The organism is Enterobacter cloacae complex sp. 394F7, assembly GCF_057320385.1.
The window spans coordinates 205,044-226,882 of record NZ_JBXWCS010000005.1 but is presented as its reverse complement, the minus strand read 5'-3'; the positions used below and the strand labels follow the sequence as shown (position 1 = coordinate 226,882).

At 53.8% G+C, this 21,839-nt stretch carries 20 protein-coding genes; 9 read left to right on the top strand and 11 right to left on the bottom strand.

Features of this window, described 5'->3' with window-relative positions:
- Nucleotides 1–28 precede the first annotated feature (28 nt).
- Nucleotides 29–1,447 (bottom strand): multidrug resistance outer membrane protein MdtQ, encoded by a 1,419-nt coding sequence (gene mdtQ / locus AC2FAK_RS09965; protein ID WP_095455012.1) that lies wholly within the window; start codon nt 1,445–1,447, stop codon nt 29–31.
- Between the two features lie 204 nt (nt 1,448–1,651).
- Here mdtQ and yohP point away from each other — a divergent pair, with 204 nt between their 5' ends.
- Nucleotides 1,652–1,735, top strand: coding sequence for a small membrane protein YohP (gene yohP / locus AC2FAK_RS09960; protein ID WP_015572324.1), 84 nt, complete (start codon nt 1,652–1,654; stop codon nt 1,733–1,735).
- 90 nt (nt 1,736–1,825) lie between these two features.
- Here the strand turns inward: yohP and dusC are convergent, their stop codons facing one another.
- Nucleotides 1,826–2,758 (bottom strand): tRNA dihydrouridine(16) synthase DusC, encoded by a 933-nt coding sequence (gene dusC, locus AC2FAK_RS09955; protein WP_040022443.1) that lies wholly within the window; start codon nt 2,756–2,758, stop codon nt 1,826–1,828.
- Between the two features lie 167 nt (nt 2,759–2,925).
- On the opposite strand from dusC, the gene AC2FAK_RS09950 reads away from it, so the two are divergent.
- The 6 genes from AC2FAK_RS09950 to AC2FAK_RS09925 all read left to right on the top strand — a co-directional run bounded on the left by AC2FAK_RS09950 (nt 2,926) and on the right by AC2FAK_RS09925 (nt 7,789).
- A complete protein-coding gene (locus AC2FAK_RS09950; protein WP_023619766.1) occupies nt 2,926–3,324 on the top strand; it encodes a CidA/LrgA family protein in 399 nt (132 codons plus the stop codon).
- Nucleotides 3,321–4,016 (top strand): CidB/LrgB family autolysis modulator, encoded by a 696-nt coding sequence (locus tag AC2FAK_RS09945; RefSeq protein WP_013097948.1) that lies wholly within the window; start codon nt 3,321–3,323, stop codon nt 4,014–4,016. Before AC2FAK_RS09950 ends, AC2FAK_RS09945 begins: the two co-directional genes overlap by 4 nt.
- Nucleotides 4,017–4,145: 129 nt before the next feature.
- Nucleotides 4,146–5,030 (top strand): cytidine deaminase, encoded by an 885-nt coding sequence (gene cdd / locus AC2FAK_RS09940; RefSeq protein ID WP_023619765.1) that lies wholly within the window; start codon nt 4,146–4,148, stop codon nt 5,028–5,030.
- 127 nt (nt 5,031–5,157) lie between these two features.
- Nucleotides 5,158–5,871: an outer membrane permeability protein SanA gene (sanA, locus tag AC2FAK_RS09935; protein WP_023619764.1), complete on the top strand. Its 714-nt coding sequence runs from the start codon at nt 5,158–5,160 to the stop codon at nt 5,869–5,871.
- 134 nt (nt 5,872–6,005) lie between these two features.
- On the top strand, nt 6,006–7,355 hold the full coding sequence (locus AC2FAK_RS09930; RefSeq protein WP_023619763.1) for a type II toxin-antitoxin system HipA family toxin: 1,350 nt from the start codon (nt 6,006–6,008) through the stop codon (nt 7,353–7,355).
- Nucleotides 7,352–7,789, top strand: a complete 438-nt coding sequence (locus AC2FAK_RS09925; protein WP_023619762.1) for a helix-turn-helix transcriptional regulator — start codon at nt 7,352–7,354, stop codon at nt 7,787–7,789. The genes AC2FAK_RS09930 and AC2FAK_RS09925 overlap by 4 nt, the downstream gene beginning before the upstream one ends.
- 50 nt (nt 7,790–7,839) lie before the next feature.
- Here the strand turns inward: AC2FAK_RS09925 and mglC are convergent, their stop codons facing one another.
- The 7 genes from mglC to AC2FAK_RS09890 form a co-directional block, all read right to left on the bottom strand.
- On the bottom strand, nt 7,840–8,850 hold the full coding sequence (gene mglC, locus AC2FAK_RS09920; protein ID WP_013097952.1) for a galactose/methyl galactoside ABC transporter permease MglC: 1,011 nt from the start codon (nt 8,848–8,850) through the stop codon (nt 7,840–7,842).
- Nucleotides 8,851–8,865: 15 nt separating this feature from the next.
- A complete protein-coding gene (gene mglA, locus AC2FAK_RS09915) occupies nt 8,866–10,386 on the bottom strand; it encodes a galactose/methyl galactoside ABC transporter ATP-binding protein MglA (RefSeq protein WP_029883073.1) in 1,521 nt (506 codons plus the stop codon).
- An 80-nt stretch (nt 10,387–10,466) separates the two neighbouring features.
- Nucleotides 10,467–11,465 (bottom strand): galactose/glucose ABC transporter substrate-binding protein MglB, encoded by a 999-nt coding sequence (gene mglB / locus AC2FAK_RS09910; protein WP_014832691.1) that lies wholly within the window; start codon nt 11,463–11,465, stop codon nt 10,467–10,469.
- A gap of 295 nt (nt 11,466–11,760) precedes the next feature.
- Nucleotides 11,761–12,783 carry an HTH-type transcriptional regulator GalS gene (gene galS, locus AC2FAK_RS09905; protein WP_095452805.1) on the bottom strand — a complete coding sequence of 341 codons (1,023 nt, stop codon included), beginning with the start codon at nt 12,781–12,783 and terminating at the stop codon, nt 11,761–11,763.
- 155 nt (nt 12,784–12,938) lie between these two features.
- Nucleotides 12,939–14,096, bottom strand: coding sequence for a DUF418 domain-containing protein YeiB (yeiB, locus tag AC2FAK_RS09900; protein WP_058680888.1), 1,158 nt, complete (start codon nt 14,094–14,096; stop codon nt 12,939–12,941).
- An 18-nt stretch (nt 14,097–14,114) separates the two neighbouring features.
- Nucleotides 14,115–14,783: a GTP cyclohydrolase I FolE gene (gene folE / locus AC2FAK_RS09895; RefSeq protein ID WP_013097957.1), complete on the bottom strand. Its 669-nt coding sequence runs from the start codon at nt 14,781–14,783 to the stop codon at nt 14,115–14,117.
- Between the two features lie 102 nt (nt 14,784–14,885).
- Entirely contained in the window at nt 14,886–16,034 is a 1,149-nt protein-coding gene (locus AC2FAK_RS09890; protein ID WP_095455013.1) for a YbfB/YjiJ family MFS transporter, read from the bottom strand.
- A gap of 138 nt (nt 16,035–16,172) precedes the next feature.
- Between AC2FAK_RS09890 and fghA the strand changes: the two genes are divergently transcribed.
- On the top strand, nt 16,173–17,009 hold the full coding sequence (fghA, locus tag AC2FAK_RS09885) for an S-formylglutathione hydrolase (RefSeq protein WP_095455014.1): 837 nt from the start codon (nt 16,173–16,175) through the stop codon (nt 17,007–17,009).
- 244 nt (nt 17,010–17,253) lie between these two features.
- Nucleotides 17,254–19,239 carry a ligand-gated channel protein gene (locus AC2FAK_RS09880; protein ID WP_095455062.1) on the top strand — a complete coding sequence of 662 codons (1,986 nt, stop codon included), beginning with the start codon at nt 17,254–17,256 and terminating at the stop codon, nt 19,237–19,239.
- 54 nt (nt 19,240–19,293) lie between these two features.
- Here AC2FAK_RS09880 and AC2FAK_RS09875 read toward each other — a convergent pair whose 3' ends face one another.
- Both AC2FAK_RS09875 and yieE read right to left on the bottom strand, forming a co-directional pair.
- The gene (locus AC2FAK_RS09875; protein WP_013097961.1) at nt 19,294–20,763 is read right to left on the bottom strand and encodes an amino acid permease; all 1,470 of its coding nucleotides are present in this window, start codon (nt 20,761–20,763) and stop codon (nt 19,294–19,296) included.
- A gap of 158 nt (nt 20,764–20,921) precedes the next feature.
- Nucleotides 20,922–21,788: a DNA-binding transcriptional regulator YeiE gene (gene yieE / locus AC2FAK_RS09870; RefSeq protein WP_029883079.1), complete on the bottom strand. Its 867-nt coding sequence runs from the start codon at nt 21,786–21,788 to the stop codon at nt 20,922–20,924.
- Between the last annotated feature and the right edge of the window lie 51 nt (nt 21,789–21,839).

Here is a 21,839-nt window from a genome sequence, read left to right as displayed (position 1 = left end):
AAGAGGTAAGTATAGATAATGACCCTGATTAGCCATGATGATAACCACCACCCAGCGCGGAGGTGAGCTGTAGCGTGGCGTCGATATACTCGCCCTGCAGCATCAATCCGGCGAGATGTTCCTTCAGCGCTGGAATTCTGGCTTCACTGACGCGCGAGCCGGCAATAATTTCGGCGCTAAAACGTGCCTGCGCCAGCGCTACCACGCGCGCCGCATCTTTTTCTACCTGCTGCTGATGCTGATTTTTCGCCGTCAGCATTTCTACTTCGCTGGCCGTGCGCGCCACCTGGTTCACGGCATCCACCACCGCCTTGTTGTAGTTCGCCACCGACAGATTGTTCTGCGCCTGGGCAATATCCAGCTGCGCGTTCAGCCTGCCGCTGTCAAAAATGGGTAGAGTCAGCCCGGCGCTCACCCCCATTTGCTGGGCTGAAGAACGGAACAGATCGCTCAGGTGCAGGGCATCCTGTTGTAAAAACGCCATCAGATTCACATCAGGATAAAACGCCGCTCTGGCGGCATCGACCTCGCTCATTGACGCTTCGATATACCAGTGCGCCGCCTGCAGATCCGGCCGTCGGGCCAGCAGTTCATACCCCAGCGTCGATGGTAACGACGCTTCAACCGTCGGTAAGGCATGCCGTGTGAGCGCCAGCGCGGGGGTATTAGTCAACGCGTTCAAACGCGCCTCGATGGCTTTCATTTTGCCGTGAACCTCTGCGATCTGCTCTTCGGTTTTGCTGGCACTGATGTCGGTTTCGACACCTTCCACAGAGGAGGTGATCCCGTGCTGATACAGCTCGCGATCGGCACCGATGATATTGTCCTGTTGGGATTTGATCTGCGTGAGGACCTCCTCTACGGCGGCCTGAGTTTGCCAGTCCCAGTAGAGCCGCGCCACGCTGCTGGCAAGCAGTTGACGGGTCTGCTCAAGCTCCGCTTTTTGTGCATTCACCTTGCCTATCCGGGCCTCCAACCGGGCGCGATTTTTGCCCCACAAATCCAGATCCCAGCCCGCAGTCAGACCAAAGGTACCGTTGGTATACCAGGGGCCGGTGGTGCCCGCAGCCGGGTCGGTTATGGCAAAGGGCCCCATCAGCCCTTCAGCGGACATTTTCTGACGTTCGGCATCGGCCGAAAAATCAATTTGCGGGCCGTCGGCCGCCAGGGCTGCTTTGGCCTGGGCTTCGGCAAGGGTAATACGCTGACGGGCAATCTGCATATCCGGCGCATCGCTTAATGCTTTGGCAATTAGCTTATCAAGCTGCGGATCGTTATACGCTTTCCACCATGCATTTTTCGGCCAGTCCTGATGAGGCAGCACCGTATTAACCGACGCCGTGAGTGACTGGGTATTAAAGGGAGTTACCGTGGCATGTTGCGGCGCACAGCCGGCCAGAATAACGGCAAAGGGAGCACTCAGAGATAAAATAAGAAAACGTTTCATTACGCCATTCACGCCAAAAAATAAAGGCGCAAAGTACGCCTGATACCTCTCTTTTTTTTAGTAATGCGTGGCAATGCGCAAATTGTCATACATTTTTGTAATTAGAAAATTATACATGCCGAGAATAAGTCAAATTAACAAATTCATCTTAATTATAAATCGCCTGCTACACTTACTGTTGACATACATACGCAGGAGAAGGGAATGAAAATATTATTGTGGGTCATTTTAATTATATTTCTGATAGGACTGCTGGTGGTAACGGGTGTATTCAAGATGATTTTCTGATTCTTTTGCCCGGCACCGCGCCGGGCAAAGGTCAACCAGCCCATGCGTCTGGTCCAGCGCTTCACAGCGATAATTGCGGTCACACGCTTATTATTTTGCCTGGATCACCCGCGCAATATCCGCAGAAGTCTGTAATGTCCGAATCTCCTGAAATAACCCCAGCGCTTCATCGTACTCTTTGCGTAAATAGCTGAGCCACTGTTTGATGCGCGCCACGTGATATAGCCCGGTGTCGCCCTGCTTTTCCAGACGGCTATATTTTTGCAGCAGCGTCACAACATCAGCCCACGGCATACGCGGCTCGTTATATTTAATCACCCGGCTAAGGTTAGGCACATTCAATGCCCCGCGGCCGATCATCACCGCCTCGCAGCCAGTGGCCTTGAGACAGGCCTGCGCGCTCTCGTAATCCCAGATTTCACCGTTGGCGATCACCGGAATGCTGAGGCGTTTACGGATCTCACCAATTGCCTGCCAGTTAATGCGCTCGGCTTTGTAGCCATCTTCTTTGGTGCGGCCATGCACCACCAGTTCAGTAGCCCCGGCCTGCTGTACTGCATCGGCAATTTCAAACTGCCGCGCGTCGCTGTCCCAGCCCAGGCGCACTTTCACCGTCACCGGCAAATGCGCAGGCACGGCTTCACGCATCGCTTTCGCGCCACGGTAAATCAGCTCAGGATCTTTCAGCAGCGTCGCCCCGCCGCCGCTGCCGTTCACCAGCTTCGACGGGCAGCCACAGTTGAGATCGACCCCGTAAGAGCCGAGCTCGACGGCACGGGCGGCGTTCTCCGCCAGCCATTCAGGATACTGGCCCAGCAGTTGAATACGCACCAGCGTGCCGGAGGTGGTCCGGCTCTGGCGGTGCAGCTCCGGGCAGAGTCTGTAGAACGATTTTACCGGCAACAACATATCGACCACGCGCAAAAACTCCGTCACGCAGAGATCGTAATCGTTCACCTCGGTCAGAAGTTCGCGCACGAGGGAGTCGAGCACGCCTTCCATTGGGGCCAGTAAAACACGCATAGCAGTACCTGTGAAAAAAGACGCGCTATAGTAATCGCTCTGTATGTATGTTGAAAGCACGACGTTCTATTCTGGAATGACGGGTATGCTTAAAATTCATGATGTGATCCATGGCACACTTTCAGGTTTAATTGTATGATGAATGCGTTTCAGCAAGGATTTTAACCATGAGAAAATCATTGAACATTATCTGGCAATATCTGCGCGCATTCGTCCTGATTTACGCCTGCCTGTACGCCGGGATTTTCATCGCTTCCCTGCTTCCTATCACCATTCCCGGCAGCATTATCGGCATGTTGATCCTCTTTGTTCTGCTGGCGTTGCAAATTCTGCCCGCTAAGTGGGTCAACCCCGGCTGCTTCGTTCTTATTCGCTATATGGCGCTGCTGTTCGTGCCGATTGGCGTCGGGGTCATGCAGTACTTCGATCTGCTTAAAGCCCAGTTCGGCCCGATTGTCGTCTCCTGCGCAGTCAGTACGCTGGTGGTTTTCCTTGTGGTTAGCTGGAGTTCGCATCTGGTACATGGCGAACGTAAAGTGGTTGGACAGAAAGGAACAAAACAATGATGGCCAATATCTGGTGGTCGCTGCCATTAACCCTGGCGGTATTCTTCGCGGCACGCAAACTTGCCGCCCGGTTCAAGATGCCGCTGCTTAACCCGTTGCTGGTGGCGATGGTGGTGATTATCCCGTTCCTGCTGCTTACCGGTATTCCTTACGAACGCTACTTTGCCGGGAGCAAAATTTTAAACGACCTGCTGCAACCCGCCGTGGTCGCCCTCGCGTTTCCTTTATATGAACAGCTGCACCAGATCCGCGCCCGCTGGAAATCCATTATTACCATCTGTTTTGTGGGGAGCCTGGTGGCGATGATCACCGGTACTTCAGTCGCACTGCTGATGGGGGCCTCTGCGCAAATTGCCGCCTCTATTCTGCCGAAATCGGTGACCACGCCTATCGCCATGGCCGTGGGCGGCAGCCTCGGCGGCATTCCTGCCATCAGCGCCATGTGCGTGATCTTTGTCGGCATTCTGGGCGCCGTGTTTGGCCATACCCTGCTCAATGTCATGCGCATTCATACCAAAGCCGCACGCGGTCTGGCGATGGGCACCGCGTCGCACGCGCTGGGCACCGCCCGCTGTGCGGAGCTGGATTACCAGGAGGGCGCGTTCAGCTCGCTGGCACTGGTGATCTGCGGAATCATGACCTCGCTGATGGCGCCGTTCATTTTCCCCGTGATTCTGGCGGTGATGGGCTAAAATTTGCGATGCGTCGCGCAAATTTCATTTTGTTTTCATAAGTTGCATACATAATGAGATATGGATCACATATAAAGCCCCAGCGGCTCCGTACACTACCGATCCATTAACCTTTATGAGGCAAACGCCATGCATCCACGTTTTCAAGCGGCTTTCGCCCGGCTTGCAGAGAATTTGCAATCAGCTCTGGCCCCGATTCTGGCGGATGAGCATTTCCCCGCCCTGCTCACCGCTGAGCAGATCACCACGCTGAAACAGGCCACGGATCTTGACGAAGACGCGCTGGCTTTCGCATTGTTGCCGCTGGCTGCCGCCTGTGCACGTGCCGATCTTTCCCACTTTAACGTTGGCGCCATTGCGCGCGGCGTCAGCGGAACCTGGTACTTCGGCGGAAACATGGAGTTCCTGGGCGCAACCATGCAGCAGACTGTTCATGCGGAACAGAGCGCCATCAGCCACGCCTGGCTGCGCGGCGAAAAGGCCCTGAGCGCCATTACCGTGAACTACACCCCGTGCGGGCACTGCCGTCAGTTTATGAATGAACTGAACAGCGGGCTGCAGCTGCGCATCAATCTGCCGGGTCGCGCGCCGCACACGCTGGGCGACTACCTGCCTGACGCCTTTGGTCCGAAAGATCTTGAAATCAAAACCCTGCTGATGGACGAGCAGGATCACGGTTACACGCTGACCGGTGATGACCTGACCCAGGCGGCCATTCGCGCTGCCAACAAGAGCCATACGCCGTACAGCAAGTCCCCGAGCGGCGTGGCACTGCAATGCCGCGATGGGCGTATTTTTAGCGGCAGCTATGCCGAAAACGCCGCGTTTAACCCAACGCTGCCACCGCTGCAGGGCGCACTGAACCTGCTGAGCCTGAACGGCTATGACTACCCGGATATTCAGCGCGCCATTCTGGCAGAAATTGCCGATGCACCGCTGATTCAATGGGATGCCACCGCCGCCACCCTGAAAGCGCTGGGCTGCACGTCAATCGAGCGTGTATTGCTGGCGTGATCCTTCTGGCGGGCAGACATGCCCGCCCGTTTTGCTGAAAAAGCCTTCAGTTGATGCGCTGTTTCTTGCGCTAACCAGGCGGGTACAGTAGCCTGAGTTAAATTCACCTTCGGTACGAGCCATCTGCATGTTAAAGCGCGTTTTTTACAGCCTGTCTGTCCTGGTCGGCATACTGCTGTTGATCGTGCTGGGTCTCGACCGCTGGATGAGCTGGAAAACGGCCCCCTACATTTTTGATGACCTGCAGGACCTGCCCTATCGCCAGGTGGGTGTGGTGCTCGGCACCGCGAAGTATTACCGCACCGGCGTCATCAATCAGTATTACCGCTACCGCATTCAGGGCGCGCTCAACGCCTACAACAGCGGCAAGGTCAATTACCTGCTGTTAAGCGGCGATAATGCGCTGCAAAGCTACAACGAACCGGTCACCATGCGCAAAGACCTGATTGCCGCAGGCGTTGATCCGGCAGATATCGTGCTCGACTACGCCGGGTTCCGCACGCTCGACTCCATCGTGCGCACGCGCAAAGTGTTCGACACCAACGACTTCATCATCATCACCCAGCGCTTCCACTGCGAGCGTGCGCTGTTTATCGCGCTGCACATGGGCATTCAGGCGCAGTGTTATGCGGTGCCCTCGCCAAAAGATATGCTGAGCGTGCGCGTGCGTGAGTTTGGCGCTCGCTTTGGCGCGCTGGCCGATCTCTATATCTTCAAACGTGAACCGCGCTTTTTAGGCCCCCTGGTGCCAATTCCGGCCATGCATGAAGTGCCGGAAGATGCGCAGGGTTATCCGGCGGTGACGCCGGAGCAGCTGCTGGATATGCAGAAGAAAAAGTAATCGAATTCTATAATGCGTGATATAACACGCACTACTCTGTCATCAGCTACCTAATGAGTGATATAAGTGGCGCTAGTTGCCATTTTCATTAACAATGAGTAATATTTTACTCATTGCCGTTTTATGGAGGTGAGATGGAGACGTTAACCGTACAAGCATATCTGAATGAAACATGGACGGATATCGCCCTCATCAAATATCCGGGAAGCGAAAACAATGACTGGAACACCACACAGTTAGACTATCTTACTGAGTATGCAATTAATTTTCTTGACTATGATGATTTTCACGCGGTCTCAGTCAACCACCCTGTATCACTCTTTTTTGATGACCAGGGTCAACCGGGCTGGCTGCGATTTATCGACGATATCATTCCTGCCGGAGCCAGTCGCCGTTATTGGATAAATGCACTCGATATCAGTGAGTTGCCTGTTGGTCAGCAGAATTTTTTATTGTTGAAATTTGGCACAATGTCCCCTGTCGGGAATTTGCGTATAAAAGAATCCGTTCCTGAATGGAATGAATTCGCACGCACTAAAACGTTTACGGTTGCGGACGTCATCGATCGTGCGGCAGATTTTCTGGATTATGCCCAGGAAAGAGGCGCGGCGGCGGGTGGTGCAACCGGCGCTGGGGGTGAAGCGCCGAAACTGTTGCTGCGCTGTAGTGAAACGGATGCCATATGGATCGATACCTGGCAAAACGAACCGGATAACCGGGACCGCTATTATTTGGTTAAATATCCACGCGGAAACAGAACAGAAGTTGATTGTAATATTCTCCGGGCTGAATTTCATTATTACCATGAGCTTAACGCGATGGGCTTTTCCACGATCCCAGTGGACACAATGCGCCTTGAAGAAGGTAGCCACTATCCTTCGCTGTGGTTGCCACGTTTCGACATAGTGAGAAATGAGCAGGATCAACTGATCAGGCTGGGTATGGAATCGGTGTATTCACTATTACAAAAAGCACCCGGTACTCTCCTGGATCATGAGGCAACGCTGCGCGCGTTAATTAATAAAATTACCTCCAGCCATATGGTTCAGCAGCAGGGCTATCAATTTGATATCCCCGGTTTTGTAACAGAATGGGTACGTCGCGATCTGTTAAATATTATTTTTGGGAATAGTGACAACCATGGGCGAAATACCGCCTTTGTGAAAGCTGAAAATCACATTATGCTCTCCCCTGTTTATGACTTTGCTCCAATGAAAGCCGATCCAGAGGGGATACCGCGAACCCTGAAGTGGTCATTATCTTGTGAATCTGGGGGGGATTATAATTTCAACGCAATCGCGCAAGCGCTGGCGGAGTGGATCCCTCCCACAACTTTACTTGACGCTCTGCATGAGACAGCCGTCCAGCTCATCGATCTCCCGGAAAGGCTGGAGGCGCGAGGCGTTCCCGACCAGATAATGGAAATGCCCGCGATTGGTTTTCGCTATATTCCGAATAAACTTTCTCGTTGGGGTTTATTATGAAAACATCTAATAAATCTGAATCAGAGCTTCTACAAACATTAGCCCGGGTACGCAGCGTAAATGAAAAGCGACGTCATGATGAGGATGAAGATCCGGACAAGTCATCGGTAGTAAAGAGGCAACGCGTTTCATCAGGCTTAACACGGATTAGTACTCTTGATCGCCAGGCTGTACTGCATGCAGCCATACGGGACATTTTACTGGGTAAAATCACACAGGGTGAGGCGCTGAAAAGACTCAGGGTCGAAGTGTTGGGGATGAAGCAGGATGAATATGCAAAGCTGGTCAGCGTATCCCGGAAAACATTGTCGGATGTAGAAAATGGCAGAGGTAATTATTCAGCTGACATTATAAATAAAATCTTTAAACCCTTTGGGCTTCAAACCGGACTGGTGCCCATTTCCAAATCGCTTATAGCTTCACTTTTCACGTAAAAAACCCGCATGCCGTCACGGGCAGCGGGTTTTATTTATGCGCCTGATAATTATTTCTTACGCGCGTATTTCAGTGAATCCAGCGCAACCGCGAAGATGATAATGGCGCCCTTGATGATGTACTGCCAGTACGGGTTCACGCCGATGTAGGTCAGACCATAGTTGATGACCGTAAAGATGATCACACCGGTGACCACGCCGAGCACGGTACCCACACCGCCGCTGAAGGAGACCCCGCCCACCACGCAGGCGGCAATCGCATCCAGTTCGTACATAAAGCCGAGGTTGTTGGTGGCAGAGCCGATACGGCCCGCTTCCAGCATCCCGCCGAAGGCATAGAACACACCGGACAGGGCATAAATCATCAGCAGGTTCAGGGCCACGTTCACGCCGGACACTTTCGCTGCTTCCGGGTTGCCCCCGATGGCGAAGATGTTCTTACCAAAGCGGGTTTTGTTCCACAGGATCCAGACGAACGCCACCGCAATCAACGCGTAGAAAGTGATGTACGACAGGCGGAAGCTGCCCAGCGCAATAAATCCTTGCGTGAAGGTCGAGAAACCGCTGTCGAAGCCCGAGATGGGGGACGCACCGACGAAGTCGTAGTACAGGGAGTTGATACCGTAAACGATGATCATCGTACCCAGGGTGGTGATAAATGGCGTCACGTTCAGGTAAGCGATGATGATACCGTTGATCAGACCAATCACCGCACCGATGGCGCAGACAATCAGGATCACCACGAAAATGGGCATGGTCGCCATTTCCGGGAACACCTTGTTGGCGTTTTCCATCGACTGCAACAGGGTTGCCGCGATCACCGCCGCCAGGCCGACCTGGCGCCCTGCGGAAAGGTCAGTCCCCTGGGTGACGATGAGCCCCGCCACGCCCAGCGCGATGATAATACGCACGGAAGACTGAGTCAGAATGTTACTCAGGTTCAGCAGACTTAAGAACGTAGGGTCCTGGAAAATGATAATGGCCAGCAATACTAAAAGAACAACGTAAATACCGCCTTCTTTCAGATAAGTGAGAAAACTTTTTTTATTTAACGCACTCATGAGGAGCCCCTGATCTTAAAGGTGCAAAGACGCTAAACGCAAGATTTCGTTTTGCGTTGTCGTTTTCGTGTCAACAATACCGGCAACGAGACCATTGCTCATAACCAGAATACGGTCTGTGATCCCTAACAATTCCGGCATTTCGGAAGAGATAATAATGATCCCTTTATCCTTTTTCGCCAGTTCAGCGATCAGCTGATAAATTTCAAACTTCGCGCCGACGTCAATACCGCGGGTTGGTTCATCCAGCATCAGAATTTCTGGCTGCGTTAATAACCAACGACCGATAATGACTTTTTGCTGGTTACCGCCCGACAACGAACCAATTTGCGTACGATGCCCCGGCGTTTTTACGCGCATAGAGTCAATAACCCACTGGGTATCACTCTTCATGCGGGAATTATCCAGCAGACCCACTTTGTTTTTATAGTTGCGGATATTAGAAATTAACGAGTTAAAGTTAATATCCAGATAGGCATAAATACCGGTCGAACGACGCTCTTCCGTCACCAGTGCAAAACCATTATTAATAGCTTCGTTGGCGTTGTGGTTGTTAATTTTCTTACCGTGCAGCGTGATGGTGCCTTCGGCTTTCTCGCGAATACCAAACAGGGTTTCGACGATATCGGTACGTTTTGCCCCGACCAGGCCTGCAATGCCCAGAATTTCGCCCTTGTGCAGGTCGAAGGAGACGTCGCGAATAGAGGGCTGACGCAGCGAGGTCAGATTACGCACCTCAAGGATCACCTCACCCGGCTTGTTCTCTTTGTCCGGGAAACGCTGGTTCAGGGAACGGCCCACCATCATGGCGATGATCTTGTCCATGTCCAGCCCTTCGAGAGGCTGAGTGGCAATCCACTGACCGTCGCGCAGGATGGTTATCTCATCACACAGCTGGAAGATCTCTTCCATTTTATGGGAGATATAAACAATGCCGCAGCCGCGATCTTTTAGCTTACGAATAATGGTAAAAAGGTGGTTAACCTCTTTTTCCGTTAATGACGATGTCGGTTCATCCATGATGACAATTTTGGCATCATAGGAGAACGCTTTAGCAATTTCGATCATCTGCATTTGCGAGACGGATAATGTTCCCACGCGGGCGCGCGGATCGATATCAATATCCAGCTCATCGAAAATGGCTTTGGTGTCACGGTACATTTTGTCCTGATCGACAAAAACACCTTTGGTTGGATAACGTCCCAACCACATATTATCCATTACCGAGCGTTGCAGTACCAGGTTCAATTCCTGGTGAACCATAGAGATACCGTTTTCCAGTGCTTCTTTCGCTGAATGGAAATCGATCTCTTTCCCCTGAAAAAGAATGCTGCCAGAATCTTTTTGATAGATCCCAAAAAGACATTTTAATAATGTTGATTTACCGGCACCGTTTTCACCCATTAAGGCATGAATTGAATGAGGCCGAACTTTTAAATTAACATTATCGAGTGCCTTAACACCGGGAAACGACTTGTTGATGCCGTTCATTTCCAACAAGAATTCACCGGACGACGGAGTAGTTGTGCTGACCATAATTATACCTTGTTGGCCTCGCATATCGCGTTATAAAAGGGCGCAACATGTTGCGCCCTGTGGAGACATAACTAACTATCTTATTTACCGATAAACTCAGCCAGGTTGGACTGGTCTACGCCCACGTAAGGTACGCGAACGATTTTATTGTCGATTTTCCAGTTGGTGCCATCAGCCGCACCTTTACCGTCGGCCAGGTTTTTCGCCAGATCGAAGGTGGCTTTCGCCTGGTTGTTGGCATCGTTCAGCACGGTACCGGCCATCGCACCTGATTTCACCAGTGCCAGCGCTTCTGGCAGCGCATCCACGCCGAACACAGGGATAGAGGATTTGTTGTGTGCTTTCAGGGCTTCTACCGCACCCATTGCCATCGCGTCGTTGTTAGCGATAACCACTTCAATTTTGTTCGCGTTAGGACCAGACAGCCACGCGTCCATTTTATCTTTCGCCTGAGCGGTATCCCACATCGCGGTATCTAAAGCCAGCTGCTGGGTTTTCAGACCTTTGTCGTTCAGCTCTTTGACAACGTAAGTGGTACGCGCTTCAGCATCCGGGTGGCCTGGCTCGCCTTTCAGCAGCACAAACTGGATCTGGCCGTCTTTGTTCAGATCCCAGTTCGGGTTGGCCGCCCAGTGTTTCGCGATCAGATCGCCCTGAATAATACCGGACTCTTTGGAGTCAGTACCGACGTAATACGCTTTGTCATAGCTGTCCAGCGCTTTACGGGAAGGTTCTTTGTTGAAGAAGACGATTGGCACGTTCTGGCCGCGCGCTTTCTCGATAACTGTGCCTGCAGCAGCCGGGTCAACCAGGTTGATTGCCAGTGCCTTCACGCCTTTTGCCAGCAGGACGTCAATCTGATCGTTCTGTTTGGACTGGTCGTTCTGGGAGTCATTCATCAGCAGCTGAACATCTGGCGCTGCTTTAGCATCTTTCTCGATCGCTTTACGCACAACAGACATGAAGTTGTCGTCGTATTTATAGATAGTCACACCAATACGGGTATCCGCAGCGTGCGCTGCTGCACCAAAAAGCATGCTTGCCATTACAGCAGACAGAGTCAACACCTTCTTATTCATGGTATCTCCGGTTTTTTTTATGCAGGGTAGTTCTTGTGAATAACGATCGGCGGGCAGGTGTTAATAAAACGTTACTGACAGCCGAAGTTCACTTATAAAATTTCTATCTTCCGTGTTCGGTAACGCTCCAGAAATGCGTTTTATTCGTTGTTTGCGGCACGTTGGCTATAGTGAAAGTGAATAATCACTGTTACATAGCGTTTCAGCCCCTAAAACGCTGACATCATAGTCAGCGCCTTGTTAAGATACTGTGAATTTACTCACAGATTGAAAACGGTTACATCAGCTGGCTTTATCAGTTAGTGATCGGAACCACAATTTGCCGGGCAGAGACCGAATGGCGGCGCACTAATGTCGGCATGAAACAGTGTGTTGCTCCCGTATCAAGCAGCCCTGCCGCGCCCTGTAACGCCAGCTCAGTCGCCAGTTTGGCCATCGAGACAATGGGATAGCGTACCGTTGTCAGCTGCGGGTCGGTGTAACGGGCAATGGGAATATCGTCAAAACCGATCAACGACAAATGCTGTGGCACCGCAATGCCGTTATCTTTTAATGCCGTCAGTGCTCCGGCAGCCATACTGTCGTTGTAGGCAAACACCGCGGAGAGCTGCAGGTTACGGCCCAGCAGCTCAACCATCGCCGCCTCCCCTCCCTGCATGTCCGGGGTACCGGTGCCTACCCAGCTTTCAGCAGGCACAATGCCGTGCTCTTTCAGGGCGTTTTGCCAGCCTTCGCGACGCAGTTCGTCGTCCTCAATCGCGTGGCTGGAGGCCAGATAACCGATTCGCTGGTGCCCGTTATTAATCAGCATGCGCGTGGCCATCATGGCGCCACTCACGTTATCCAGCCCCACGCAACGGTGGGCATAACCGGGCACAATCCGGTTGATGAGCACCATGCCGGGGATTTGCTCCATAAATCCGGCAAGCTCCTCATCACTCAGGGCTTTTGAATGCACAATCAGCGCGTTACAACGCTGGCGGATCAGCACTTCGATGGCATAGCGCTCTTTTTCTGCTTCATGATAGCTGTTGCCGATCAGCACATACTTTTGGTGCTGCTGGGCAACAACATCCACCGCTTTCACCAGCGCGCCAAAAAACGCATCCGACACGTCCATCACTACCACGCCAATGGTGTCACTGACCTGCGTAGCCAGCGCCTGCGCATTAGCATTGGGGCGGTAACCCAGTTGGGTCACGGCTTTCATTACGGTTTCACGGGTTTCAGGGCTGACCAGCGCGCTGTTGTTCAGCACGCGAGAGACGGTGGCCACAGAAACGCCCGCCTGACGGGCGACGTCACGAATGGTGATCATATTCACCATCCTTAAAAGGATTGCAGCAACTCACAGACACCCCCTGTGTTTAGCAAGGTGGCTATTTTGGCAGCGAGAGAAAGGGGACTACGTGAAGAAGCTCACACAGATGAAAACGGTTACATCCATTTTGTTAATGATTGTGATCCAGATCGTTATCTGGATGTATTATTCAATGAAACACCTGACGCTTTTGCGGTTAACTGACGCCACGCCCACTCCAGCGGCCCCTGGCGGAAATACCGCAGCCAGATAACCGAAAACGCCAGGTTTATCGTCCAGACCGGAAGAACAAACGCCACCAGCGTAAGGCGGTCGAATTTCATAAACAGGCCAAATCGATAGAACAGCGTGGTACAGATGAGGGTCTGCAAAATGTAATTGCTTAACGCCATGCGGCCAACGCAGGCAACGGCACTGACAATCCAGAGGCGGGAGAGCTGCGGCCAGAAGCCATAGATGAGCGCGGCGTAGCCGATGGTCTGGAACGGGGCACCGAGCTCGCGCGGAACCTGCAGCAGGAAAGCGCACCAGCGGTAATCCCAGTGTAGATGCCACTGCGCAATCACCGCCGGGAGATTGATCGCCACGCCCAGCAGCACCAGCAAGACGCCTGTGCGACGATAGTGGCGCAGGCTAAATTCCCCTTTCAGCCAGCCGGTGCGCATCAGGGATGCACCCATCAGCATCATCCCCGCCAGCTGCCAGCCGTATTGCGCCCCCAGTGCCAGCAGGTTATCGCCCAGCATATCCGCGCGATTGCTTATCGCTTCCGCGCCGCCTTTTAGCTTCCAGAACTGCTCATACTGCAGGTTGGCGGCGTCCGGTATCCACGAGCGGCTTGTTGCGTCGCCGGCGATCATGCCCAGCAACAGCAGCACCCCAAGCCCCATGACATAGAGCATCACGCCGGTGTTAAACAGGCTTTTGACGCTATGCGCATCACGGATGAGTCGCCAGCAAATCAGCCCGACTAATCCATAGGCGAGAAGAATATCACCGTCCCAGAAGAACAGGCCGTGAATAAAGCCAAGGAGCACCAGCAGGGTCAGACGTGACTGGATCCACCGGGTGCCGCGTTTGAGCAGCAGTTGCAGACCGGCGCCAAACAGCAGCGCAAAGAGGGTGAGGAATTTCACCTGAGCAAAGAGATCGAGGATTGCCCACGTCCAGGCATCGCGACGGGTGATCTCGCCATACCAGGCGGGGTTGAGATAAGCGGCCTTCGGCAGACCGAAGGCGCTGATATTAAGCAGCAGGATACCGAGAATGGCGACGCCGCGAACAAAATCGAGCGTGACGTTTCGCTCCATGGTCCCTGCCCTGTCAGATTAGTTGTGGTGACGCACGGCGCGCAGGAACTCCTGGCGGGTGTTCTGGCTGGATTTAAACAGACCGCCCAGCGACGTGGTGGTGGTCGCACTGGTGGCATCACGTACACCGCGCGCCTTCACGCAGTAGTGAACCGCGTCAATGGAGACCGCGACGTTATTGGTGCCCAGCAGCGTTTGCAGCGCGGTCAGGATCTGCTGCGTCAGACGCTCCTGCACCTGTGGGCGTTGGGCAAAGAACTGCACGATACGGTTGATTTTGGACAGACCAATCACCGTATCTTTTGGAATGTAAGCCACGGTCGCTTTACCGTCGATGGTCACGAAGTGGTGCTCGCAGGTGCTGGTCAGCGTAATATCGCGCACCGTCACCATCTCATCCACCTTCATTTTGTTTTCAATGACGGTGATTTTCGGAAAGTTGGCGTAGTCCAGGCCGGAGAAAATTTCGTCGACATACATTTTTGCGATGCGATGCGGCGTTTCCATCAGACTGTCGTCGCTCAGATCGAGATTTAGCAGTTGCATGATCTCGGTCATGTGCCCGGCAATCAGACGTTTACGGGTTTCATTATCCACTTCCTGAACGGGTGGACGCAGTGGCGTTTCAAGACCGCGCGCAACCAGGGCCTCGTGGACAAGGGCCGCTTCTTTACTGAGTGATGACATTCTTTTCTCCTGCAGGTGTGGCGTCTTTTGCCCTCGTTGTGGCAAAAGTGTGCGCTCATTGTGCGTGAGGCCGCGCACATAATCCAGTATTCACGACGATAATTATTGCAATTGCTGCTGCCTTTCGGCCTGACGGTTCCACACCAGCGCGCCCGCAATGAACAGCGCAATGCCCGCCAGCCCCAGCGCAGGCTCAAGCTTGTGGGTAAGCCAGGTGGATAACGCCGAGGTCATCGGCCCCACCAGCTGTCCAATGGCATAACCGGTAGTCAGCAGCCCCGCCATATAGCGGGTATGTTCGGGTGCCAGCTCGCGCCCGTAGAGTAAAGAAAGCTGAACGGCACACAGGAATCCGCCGCCGACCAGCAGGCCACCCGTCAGCAAGCCGCCAATTCCCGGCAGTAGCCACGCCGCCAGCACACCCGCCCCCTGTAACCACAGCACGATAGCCAGCCTGCGGTTCGAGGTAGAGGTGTGGCGCAAAACGATACTGAGCACAATCCCCACAACAGCGGCAGCGCCAAATATCGGCCAGACAAACTGTGCAAACAGGCTGCCGGGAAAACGCACGGCCGCCATTTGTGATAAAAATGTTGCAGGCAGGATGTAGCCAAATCCGGCCAGGCTGTAGCTCCAGACCAGGCACTTCAAATCTTTCGTCAGAATAAGGGGTTCAGGCGCGCTGCCCGGCCGGTGCAGTTGCCCGGCACGCGGTAAATAGCGAGCAACCAGTGCGATAAGCACCAGTGCCAGCACGCCGTAAATCTGCCATGCGGCCCCGGCCGACAACGCTTTTGCGTGAATATAGACCGCAAGCAGTCCGCTCAGGGCGATACCTGCGCCCGGCCCGGCAAACACGGCCGCGCTCAAACCCGGTTTACCCAGTTGCCCCAGCCGCTCGTTGGTCCAGGCGGCAATGAGCACCATCGACCAGCCGCTCATGCAGCCAATCACAAAGCGCAGCAGACCATGTACCAGCGCGTTATCCGCGGCGGCGGAAAGCAGCGTCAGCGCCACAGCGCCAGTAATACCCAGCCAGAGGCGGGTTTCAACGAAGCGATGGGCGCGCATCGCATCCCATGCGCCCACCAGATAGCCCAGATAGTTCATCGCCGCCACCAGACCTGCGCTGGTGAGCGTGAGTTGCCCGGCGGCAATCATCAGCGGCACCTGAGGGGTAAACGCGAAGCGCCCAATTCCCATCGCTACCACCAGAACCACAAATCCACTGAGCGCAATTCGCTGCGCCATGACCGCTCCAGTTGTTAATAAAAAGTAAATTTATGATGCAGGATCTCGCTGTCTTGCGAAAGTGAAAGTTGCTCACAGGTAAATGAAAACTCTGTATTATGGGTTGAATGAATAGCAATTCGCATTAAGGAGCCCTGCATGGAACTGCTCGAAGAGCATCGTTGTTTTGAAGGTCGACAGCAGCGCTGGCGCCACGACTCCACTGTCCTGAACTGTGCCATGACGTTCAGCATTTTCCTGCCGCCCACTGAAGAGGGTGTTAAGCCCCCGGTTCTGTTCTGGCTCTCGGGATTAACCTGTAACGATGAGAATTTCACCACCAAAGCAGGCGCGCAGCGTGTGGCGGCCGAGCTGGGTATCGCCCTGGTGATGCCAGACACCAGCCCTCGTGGCGATGAGGTGGCGGACGATGCCGGATATGATCTGGGCAAAGGGGCCGGGTTCTATCTGAACGCCACAGAGCAGCCGTGGGCGAGCCATTACCGCATGTACGACTATATTGCCGACGAGCTGCCAGCCCTGATCCAGCGTGAGTTTGCAGTAAGCAACCGGTGTGCCATCAGCGGGCATTCCATGGGTGGGCACGGCGCGTTGATCATGGCGCTAAAAAATCCTGGCAGATACACCAGCGTTTCCGCGTTTGCGCCAATAGTGAACCCCACCCAGGTACCGTGGGGGCAGAAAGCCTTCACGAACTATCTGGGTGATGACGCACAACGCTGGCAGGAGTGGGACAGCTGTGCCCTGATGCTGGCGAGCCGGCCTGGAAATGCGATCCCGATGCTTGTTGATCAAGGTGATGCGGATCAGTTCCTGGCCGGGCAACTACAGCCTGCCGTGCTGGCTGAAGCCGCACGTCAGAAAGACTGGCCGCTGACGCTGCGTATTCAGCCCGGATATGACCACAGCTACTATTTCATTGCATCCTTTATTGAGGATCACCTCCGCTTCCATGCGGAGCATTTGTTCGGGTAAATCCCCTTCTCGCCCGGTGACGCTCTGCGTGCCGGGCATACCCTGCCATCGGAGTGAATCACCTCAGTAGTCTGCCCTTCACATCAAACACAAATGATTTCGATTATCATTTGTGTTTACAAATCTACATTCTTTTGTACAATTCGAGCCTCTTCTCCATCACAAAGCGTTTTTACAAGACAAAGACATAGCGTTATCAGGGTTATCCCGATGGAGTTTTTTTCATTTATACGGAATGTACAAAATGACTATACCTCGCGTTAAGGCACTGGCTATCGCCGTTGGCATCGCCACACTTTCCCACGTCGTTCACGCAGCCGAACAGGACACCGTTGTCGTCACTGCCACCGGGTTTGAACAAAAGATCCAGAATGCCCCCGCCTCGATATCCGTAATTTCGAAACAGCAAATTGAAGACAAAGCGTACCGCGACGTCACCGATGCGCTGAAAGATGTACCGGGCGTGGTCGTCACCGGTGGGGGCAGCAGCAGCGATATCAGCATTCGCGGCATGGCTTCCCAGTACACACTGTTCCTGGTCAACGGCAAACGTATCAGTACCCGCAGCACGCGACCAAACAGCGATAACGCGGGTATTGAACAAGGCTGGCTGCCGCCGCTGGAGTCCATCGAACGCATCGAAGTGATCCGCGGCCCGATGTCATCGCTGTATGGCTCGGACGCCATGGGCGGTGTGATCAACGTGATCACCAAAAAAGTGTCGAATACCAAAGCCTGGACCGGCTCTTTACATGGCGATGCCACGTTCCAGGAAAACAATGATTCCGGCGATATTTTCCAGACCAACGCCTATGCCTCGGGCCCACTGATTGACGGCCTGCTGGGGGCAAAAGTGACGGGACTGCTGTCACGCCGCGCGGAAGATAAAATCGTCAACGGGTATAACGAGCAGAAGATGCGTAACGGTGGCATTACGCTGAACTTTACCCCGGACGAGCAGAATGATTTCGATCTCGATTTTGCCCGTGAACTTCAGGACAGAAACAGCACGCCAGGCATGTCCAAAGCGACAGAAACCTGCCGCGGCAACACCTGCAAACCGAACACAAAGAGTGAGACGCGCTACGAGCATACGACGTACGCATTAACCCATAACGGCTATTACAACGACTTCAATACCACCAGCTACATTCAGCAGGAAGAGACCAACAACCCGGATCGCGACATGCGATCCTGGAACACGACGTTCAACAATCAGAACCAGATCTTCCTGGGTGACCATACATTGACCCTCGGCGGGCAGTATCGTTATGAGAAACTGCGCGATAACGGCAACCAGCTGCAAGCCGCTGATGGGCTCAACAAACTGACGCGCTGGAGCTGGGCGCTATTTGCCGAAGATGAATGGGCGATGACCGACAGCTTTACGCTGACCGGTGGTCTGCGGATGGATAAAGACCAAAACTACGGCACCAACTGGACGCCACGCGGCTATGGCGTGTGGCATCTGGCCGATCAGTGGACGCTAAAAGGTGGCGTCTCCGCTGGCTACCGTGCGCCGGATCTGCGTCAGTCTTCAGCCAGCTGGGGCCAGGTAACGGGCGGTGGACGTCTTGATGGCATCATTGTCGGCAATCCGGATCTGAAACCGGAGAAGAGCCTGAGCGAAGAGATCGCCCTGCTCTGGGATAACAGCGACAATCTGAATGCCGGAGTGACGCTGTTCAATACCGACTTCAAGGATAAGATCACCGAAGTGCGCCGCTGTAACAGCAGCGCCGATCCTGCCTGCACCATTGGTAATCACACCTATGATTTCGTCAGCGACCGCGTCAATGTGGACAAAGCGAACATGCGCGGTGTGGAATCCACCTTCGGCTGGAAGATTACCCGTGATGTGAACTGGACCGCCAACTACACCTACACGGAATCGGAGCAGAAAAGTGGCCAATTCTCTGGCAAGCCGCTGAACAAAATGCCGAAGCACATGTTCAACACCACCCTTGACTGGCAGGCCACGCCGGATGTCGGGTTCTGGAGCCGTCTGAACCTGCGCGGTAAAACGTCTGAATACCTGAGCCGTACCTCAATGTCTCAGGGCACACCGTCCTACACCCAGGTTGATGTCGGTCTGCGCTATAACGCGAATAAAAACCTGCTGGTCACCGCAGGCGTTTACAACGTGCTTGATAAGCAGATTGATTACGATACCTACGACACCGTACTCGACGGCCGCCGCTATACCGTCGGCATGACGTACAGCTTCTAATCCCCCATAAAAAAGCCCGCTCAAATGAGCGGGCTAAAAGAGAGGAAGTGCGGTTTATTTGTTAAATCGTTCAGGGAATTCCATTTCACTGTAGCGAACGAAGTGCGTTCCTTTCATCAGCTTGTAACCAAACCAGATCACCAGGAACAGCGGAATACCAATGTAGGTGGCCGTTACGGCGCCCCAGTCAATGGTGTCCGCCAGGAACGCTTCATAGTTCTGGCCCAGGGTGATAATCAGACACAGAATGAAGGCGAAAATCGGCCCCAGCGGGAAGAACCCGGAACGGTACGGCAGGTTGTTCAGATCGTGTCCCTGCATCACATAGCCGCGACGGAAGCGGTAGTGGCTGATGGCAATCCCCAGCCAGGCAATAAAGCCCGTCATACCTGAGGTGTTGAGCAGCCACAGGTAGACCGTCTGGTTACCGAACATGGAGGTCAGGAAGCACAGACCAGCAATGACCGTTGTGGCATACAGCGCGTTACGCGGCACACCACCACGAGACAGTTTCGCGAAAATACGCGGCGCTTTACCGTCACAGGCCAGGGTATAGAGCATACGGGTTGAGGCGTACATACCGGAGTTACCCGCAGACAGCACCGCTGTCAGGATAACGGCGTTCATCACCGCCGCCGCAGAGAGCAGACCGGCATGCTGGAAGACCAGCGTGAACGGGCTGACGCTGATGTCTTTGACATCGTTTCGCAGCAGGCTTGGGTCAGTGTATGGGATAATCAGGCTGATAATCAGGATCGCGAACACATAGAACAGCAGAATACGCCAGAATACCTGACGCACCGCGCGCGGAATGTTCTTCTCCGGGTTTTCAGACTCACCGGCAGCAATACCAATCAGCTCGGTGCCCTGGAAGGAGAAGCCAACAATCATCGCCACGCCAATCATCGCCGAGAAACCACCGGCAAACGGCGCATCGCCAATCGTCCAGTTGCTCCACCCGGCCGGTTCCGCCCCTTTGAAAATACCAACGATCATCGCCACACCGACGACGATAAAGATGATGACGGTTGCCACTTTGATCAAAGAGAACCAGTATTCCGCTTCGCCAAAGCCGCGAACGGAGATGTAGTTCAGCAGGAAGATGACCGCGAGGAACAACGCACTCCAGATCCAGCCTGGCGTGTCCGGGAACCACCAGGTCATAACCAGCTGTGCGGCGACAAGGTCAACGGCGATGGTGACCGCCCAGTTGTACCAGTAGTTCCAGCCCAGCGCGAAGCCGAAGCCTTCTTCAACGTATTTCTGACCGTAGGTCGAAAACGAACCGGATACCGGCATGTACGCGGCCAGTTCGCCCAGGCTGGTCATCAGGAAGTAGACCATCAGGCCAATCAGGATATAAGAGAAAAGTGCCCCACCCGGGCCGGCTGCCGAAATGGTTGCCCCGGAGGCAACGAAAAGACCTGTACCGATTGAGCCGCCGATGGCGATCATCGTCAGGTGACGCGCCTTGAGTTCGCGGCGTAGCGCGGGCGCTTCTGTGGTTTTAGTTTCTGAAACCATGTGAAAATGCTGTCCATCTAATAAATGAGGCGCGATTGTAGCAGACGATCCGCGTTCCTTCCGGCAGAAATACTGAGTTATAAGAGAGCTTCATGACTCGGCCAGGATTATAAGTAAAGCATAATTTTTCCCTCTCCCCATTGGGGTGAGGGGCGCTTTTACATGGCGCAATAGCGCAGAAAACGCTGCAGCGAGCTGGAAAGATGTTTCTGACGATGGTGAATACACCACAACGTGCGCACCAGTTTGGGCAGCGGAAGCGGAACTTCAACCAGCGTTCCGGCCTCAAGCTGTTCAATAATGACCCGTCGTGAAAGGCAGCTGATCCCAAGGCCATGTCGCACCGCATGCTTGATTGCCTCTGAGTTGCCCAGCTCCATCCCCAGCTGGAAATGCGGCAAATGGGAGAGCAGCAGATAATCAACAATTTCCCGCGTGCCGGAGCCCTGCTCACGCAGGATCCACTGCGCCTGCGCCAGACGTTCCAGGGTTACTTCACCCTGCAATAACGACGAGGCGGGTGAGGCGAAGACCACCAGCTCATCTTCCAGCCAGGGTTCCGCAATGATATCGACGTTATGGCATGGCCCTTCGATAAGACCGATATCCACGCGAAAATCGATTACCGCATTAATCACATCCTGACTGTTCCCCACGCTCATCTCCAGCGGCAGGGTCGGGAAATCCCGGCGATAGCGGGCAATCACTTCCGGCAAGATATAGTTCCCGATGGTGCTGCTGGCATACACGCGGATGGCACCGTTCTCTTCCCGGAAGAGTTGTTCAATTTCCGTTGCCTGTTCCAGCAGCGCCAGCGCGCGGGGATAAAGCAGGCGGCCATGTTCGTTAACCACCAGCCGCTTCCCTACCCTGTCGAAGAGCTGCACGCCCAACTGGCCCTCAAGATCGGTTAACGCGGCGCTGACCGCAGACTGGGAAAGCGAAAGCATCTGCGAGGCCTGGGTCGTCGACCCGCTTTTCAGCACTTCGGCAAAAACTTCCAGCTGACGCAAAGTAATGTGCATGGTTGCTTACCACTTATATAGATTGATTATAAGTATATAATCAATTTTATT

What these genes read in the sequence shown, in the direction of transcription:
- mdtQ (WP_095455012.1), bottom strand. Translation starts at nt 1,447, where the DNA reads ATGAAACGTTTTCTTATTTTATCTCTGAGTGCTCCCTTTGCCGTTATT.
- yohP (WP_015572324.1), top strand. Translation starts at nt 1,652, where the DNA reads ATGAAAATATTATTGTGGGTCATTTTAATTATATTTCTGATAGGACTG.
- dusC (WP_040022443.1), bottom strand. Translation starts at nt 2,758, where the DNA reads ATGCGTGTTTTACTGGCCCCAATGGAAGGCGTGCTCGACTCCCTCGTG.
- AC2FAK_RS09950 (WP_023619766.1), top strand. Translation starts at nt 2,926, where the DNA reads ATGAGAAAATCATTGAACATTATCTGGCAATATCTGCGCGCATTCGTC.
- AC2FAK_RS09945 (WP_013097948.1), top strand. Translation starts at nt 3,321, where the DNA reads ATGATGGCCAATATCTGGTGGTCGCTGCCATTAACCCTGGCGGTATTC.
- cdd (WP_023619765.1), top strand. Translation starts at nt 4,146, where the DNA reads ATGCATCCACGTTTTCAAGCGGCTTTCGCCCGGCTTGCAGAGAATTTG.
- sanA (WP_023619764.1), top strand. Translation starts at nt 5,158, where the DNA reads ATGTTAAAGCGCGTTTTTTACAGCCTGTCTGTCCTGGTCGGCATACTG.
- AC2FAK_RS09930 (WP_023619763.1), top strand. Translation starts at nt 6,006, where the DNA reads ATGGAGACGTTAACCGTACAAGCATATCTGAATGAAACATGGACGGAT.
- AC2FAK_RS09925 (WP_023619762.1), top strand. Translation starts at nt 7,352, where the DNA reads ATGAAAACATCTAATAAATCTGAATCAGAGCTTCTACAAACATTAGCC.
- mglC (WP_013097952.1), bottom strand. Translation starts at nt 8,850, where the DNA reads ATGAGTGCGTTAAATAAAAAAAGTTTTCTCACTTATCTGAAAGAAGGC.
- mglA (WP_029883073.1), bottom strand. Translation starts at nt 10,386, where the DNA reads ATGGTCAGCACAACTACTCCGTCGTCCGGTGAATTCTTGTTGGAAATG.
- mglB (WP_014832691.1), bottom strand. Translation starts at nt 11,465, where the DNA reads ATGAATAAGAAGGTGTTGACTCTGTCTGCTGTAATGGCAAGCATGCTT.
- galS (WP_095452805.1), bottom strand. Translation starts at nt 12,783, where the DNA reads ATGATCACCATTCGTGACGTCGCCCGTCAGGCGGGCGTTTCTGTGGCC.
- yeiB (WP_058680888.1), bottom strand. Translation starts at nt 14,096, where the DNA reads ATGGAGCGAAACGTCACGCTCGATTTTGTTCGCGGCGTCGCCATTCTC.
- folE (WP_013097957.1), bottom strand. Translation starts at nt 14,783, where the DNA reads ATGTCATCACTCAGTAAAGAAGCGGCCCTTGTCCACGAGGCCCTGGTT.
- AC2FAK_RS09890 (WP_095455013.1), bottom strand. Translation starts at nt 16,034, where the DNA reads ATGGCGCAGCGAATTGCGCTCAGTGGATTTGTGGTTCTGGTGGTAGCG.
- fghA (WP_095455014.1), top strand. Translation starts at nt 16,173, where the DNA reads ATGGAACTGCTCGAAGAGCATCGTTGTTTTGAAGGTCGACAGCAGCGC.
- AC2FAK_RS09880 (WP_095455062.1), top strand. Translation starts at nt 17,254, where the DNA reads ATGACTATACCTCGCGTTAAGGCACTGGCTATCGCCGTTGGCATCGCC.
- AC2FAK_RS09875 (WP_013097961.1), bottom strand. Translation starts at nt 20,763, where the DNA reads ATGGTTTCAGAAACTAAAACCACAGAAGCGCCCGCGCTACGCCGCGAA.
- yieE (WP_029883079.1), bottom strand. Translation starts at nt 21,788, where the DNA reads ATGCACATTACTTTGCGTCAGCTGGAAGTTTTTGCCGAAGTGCTGAAA.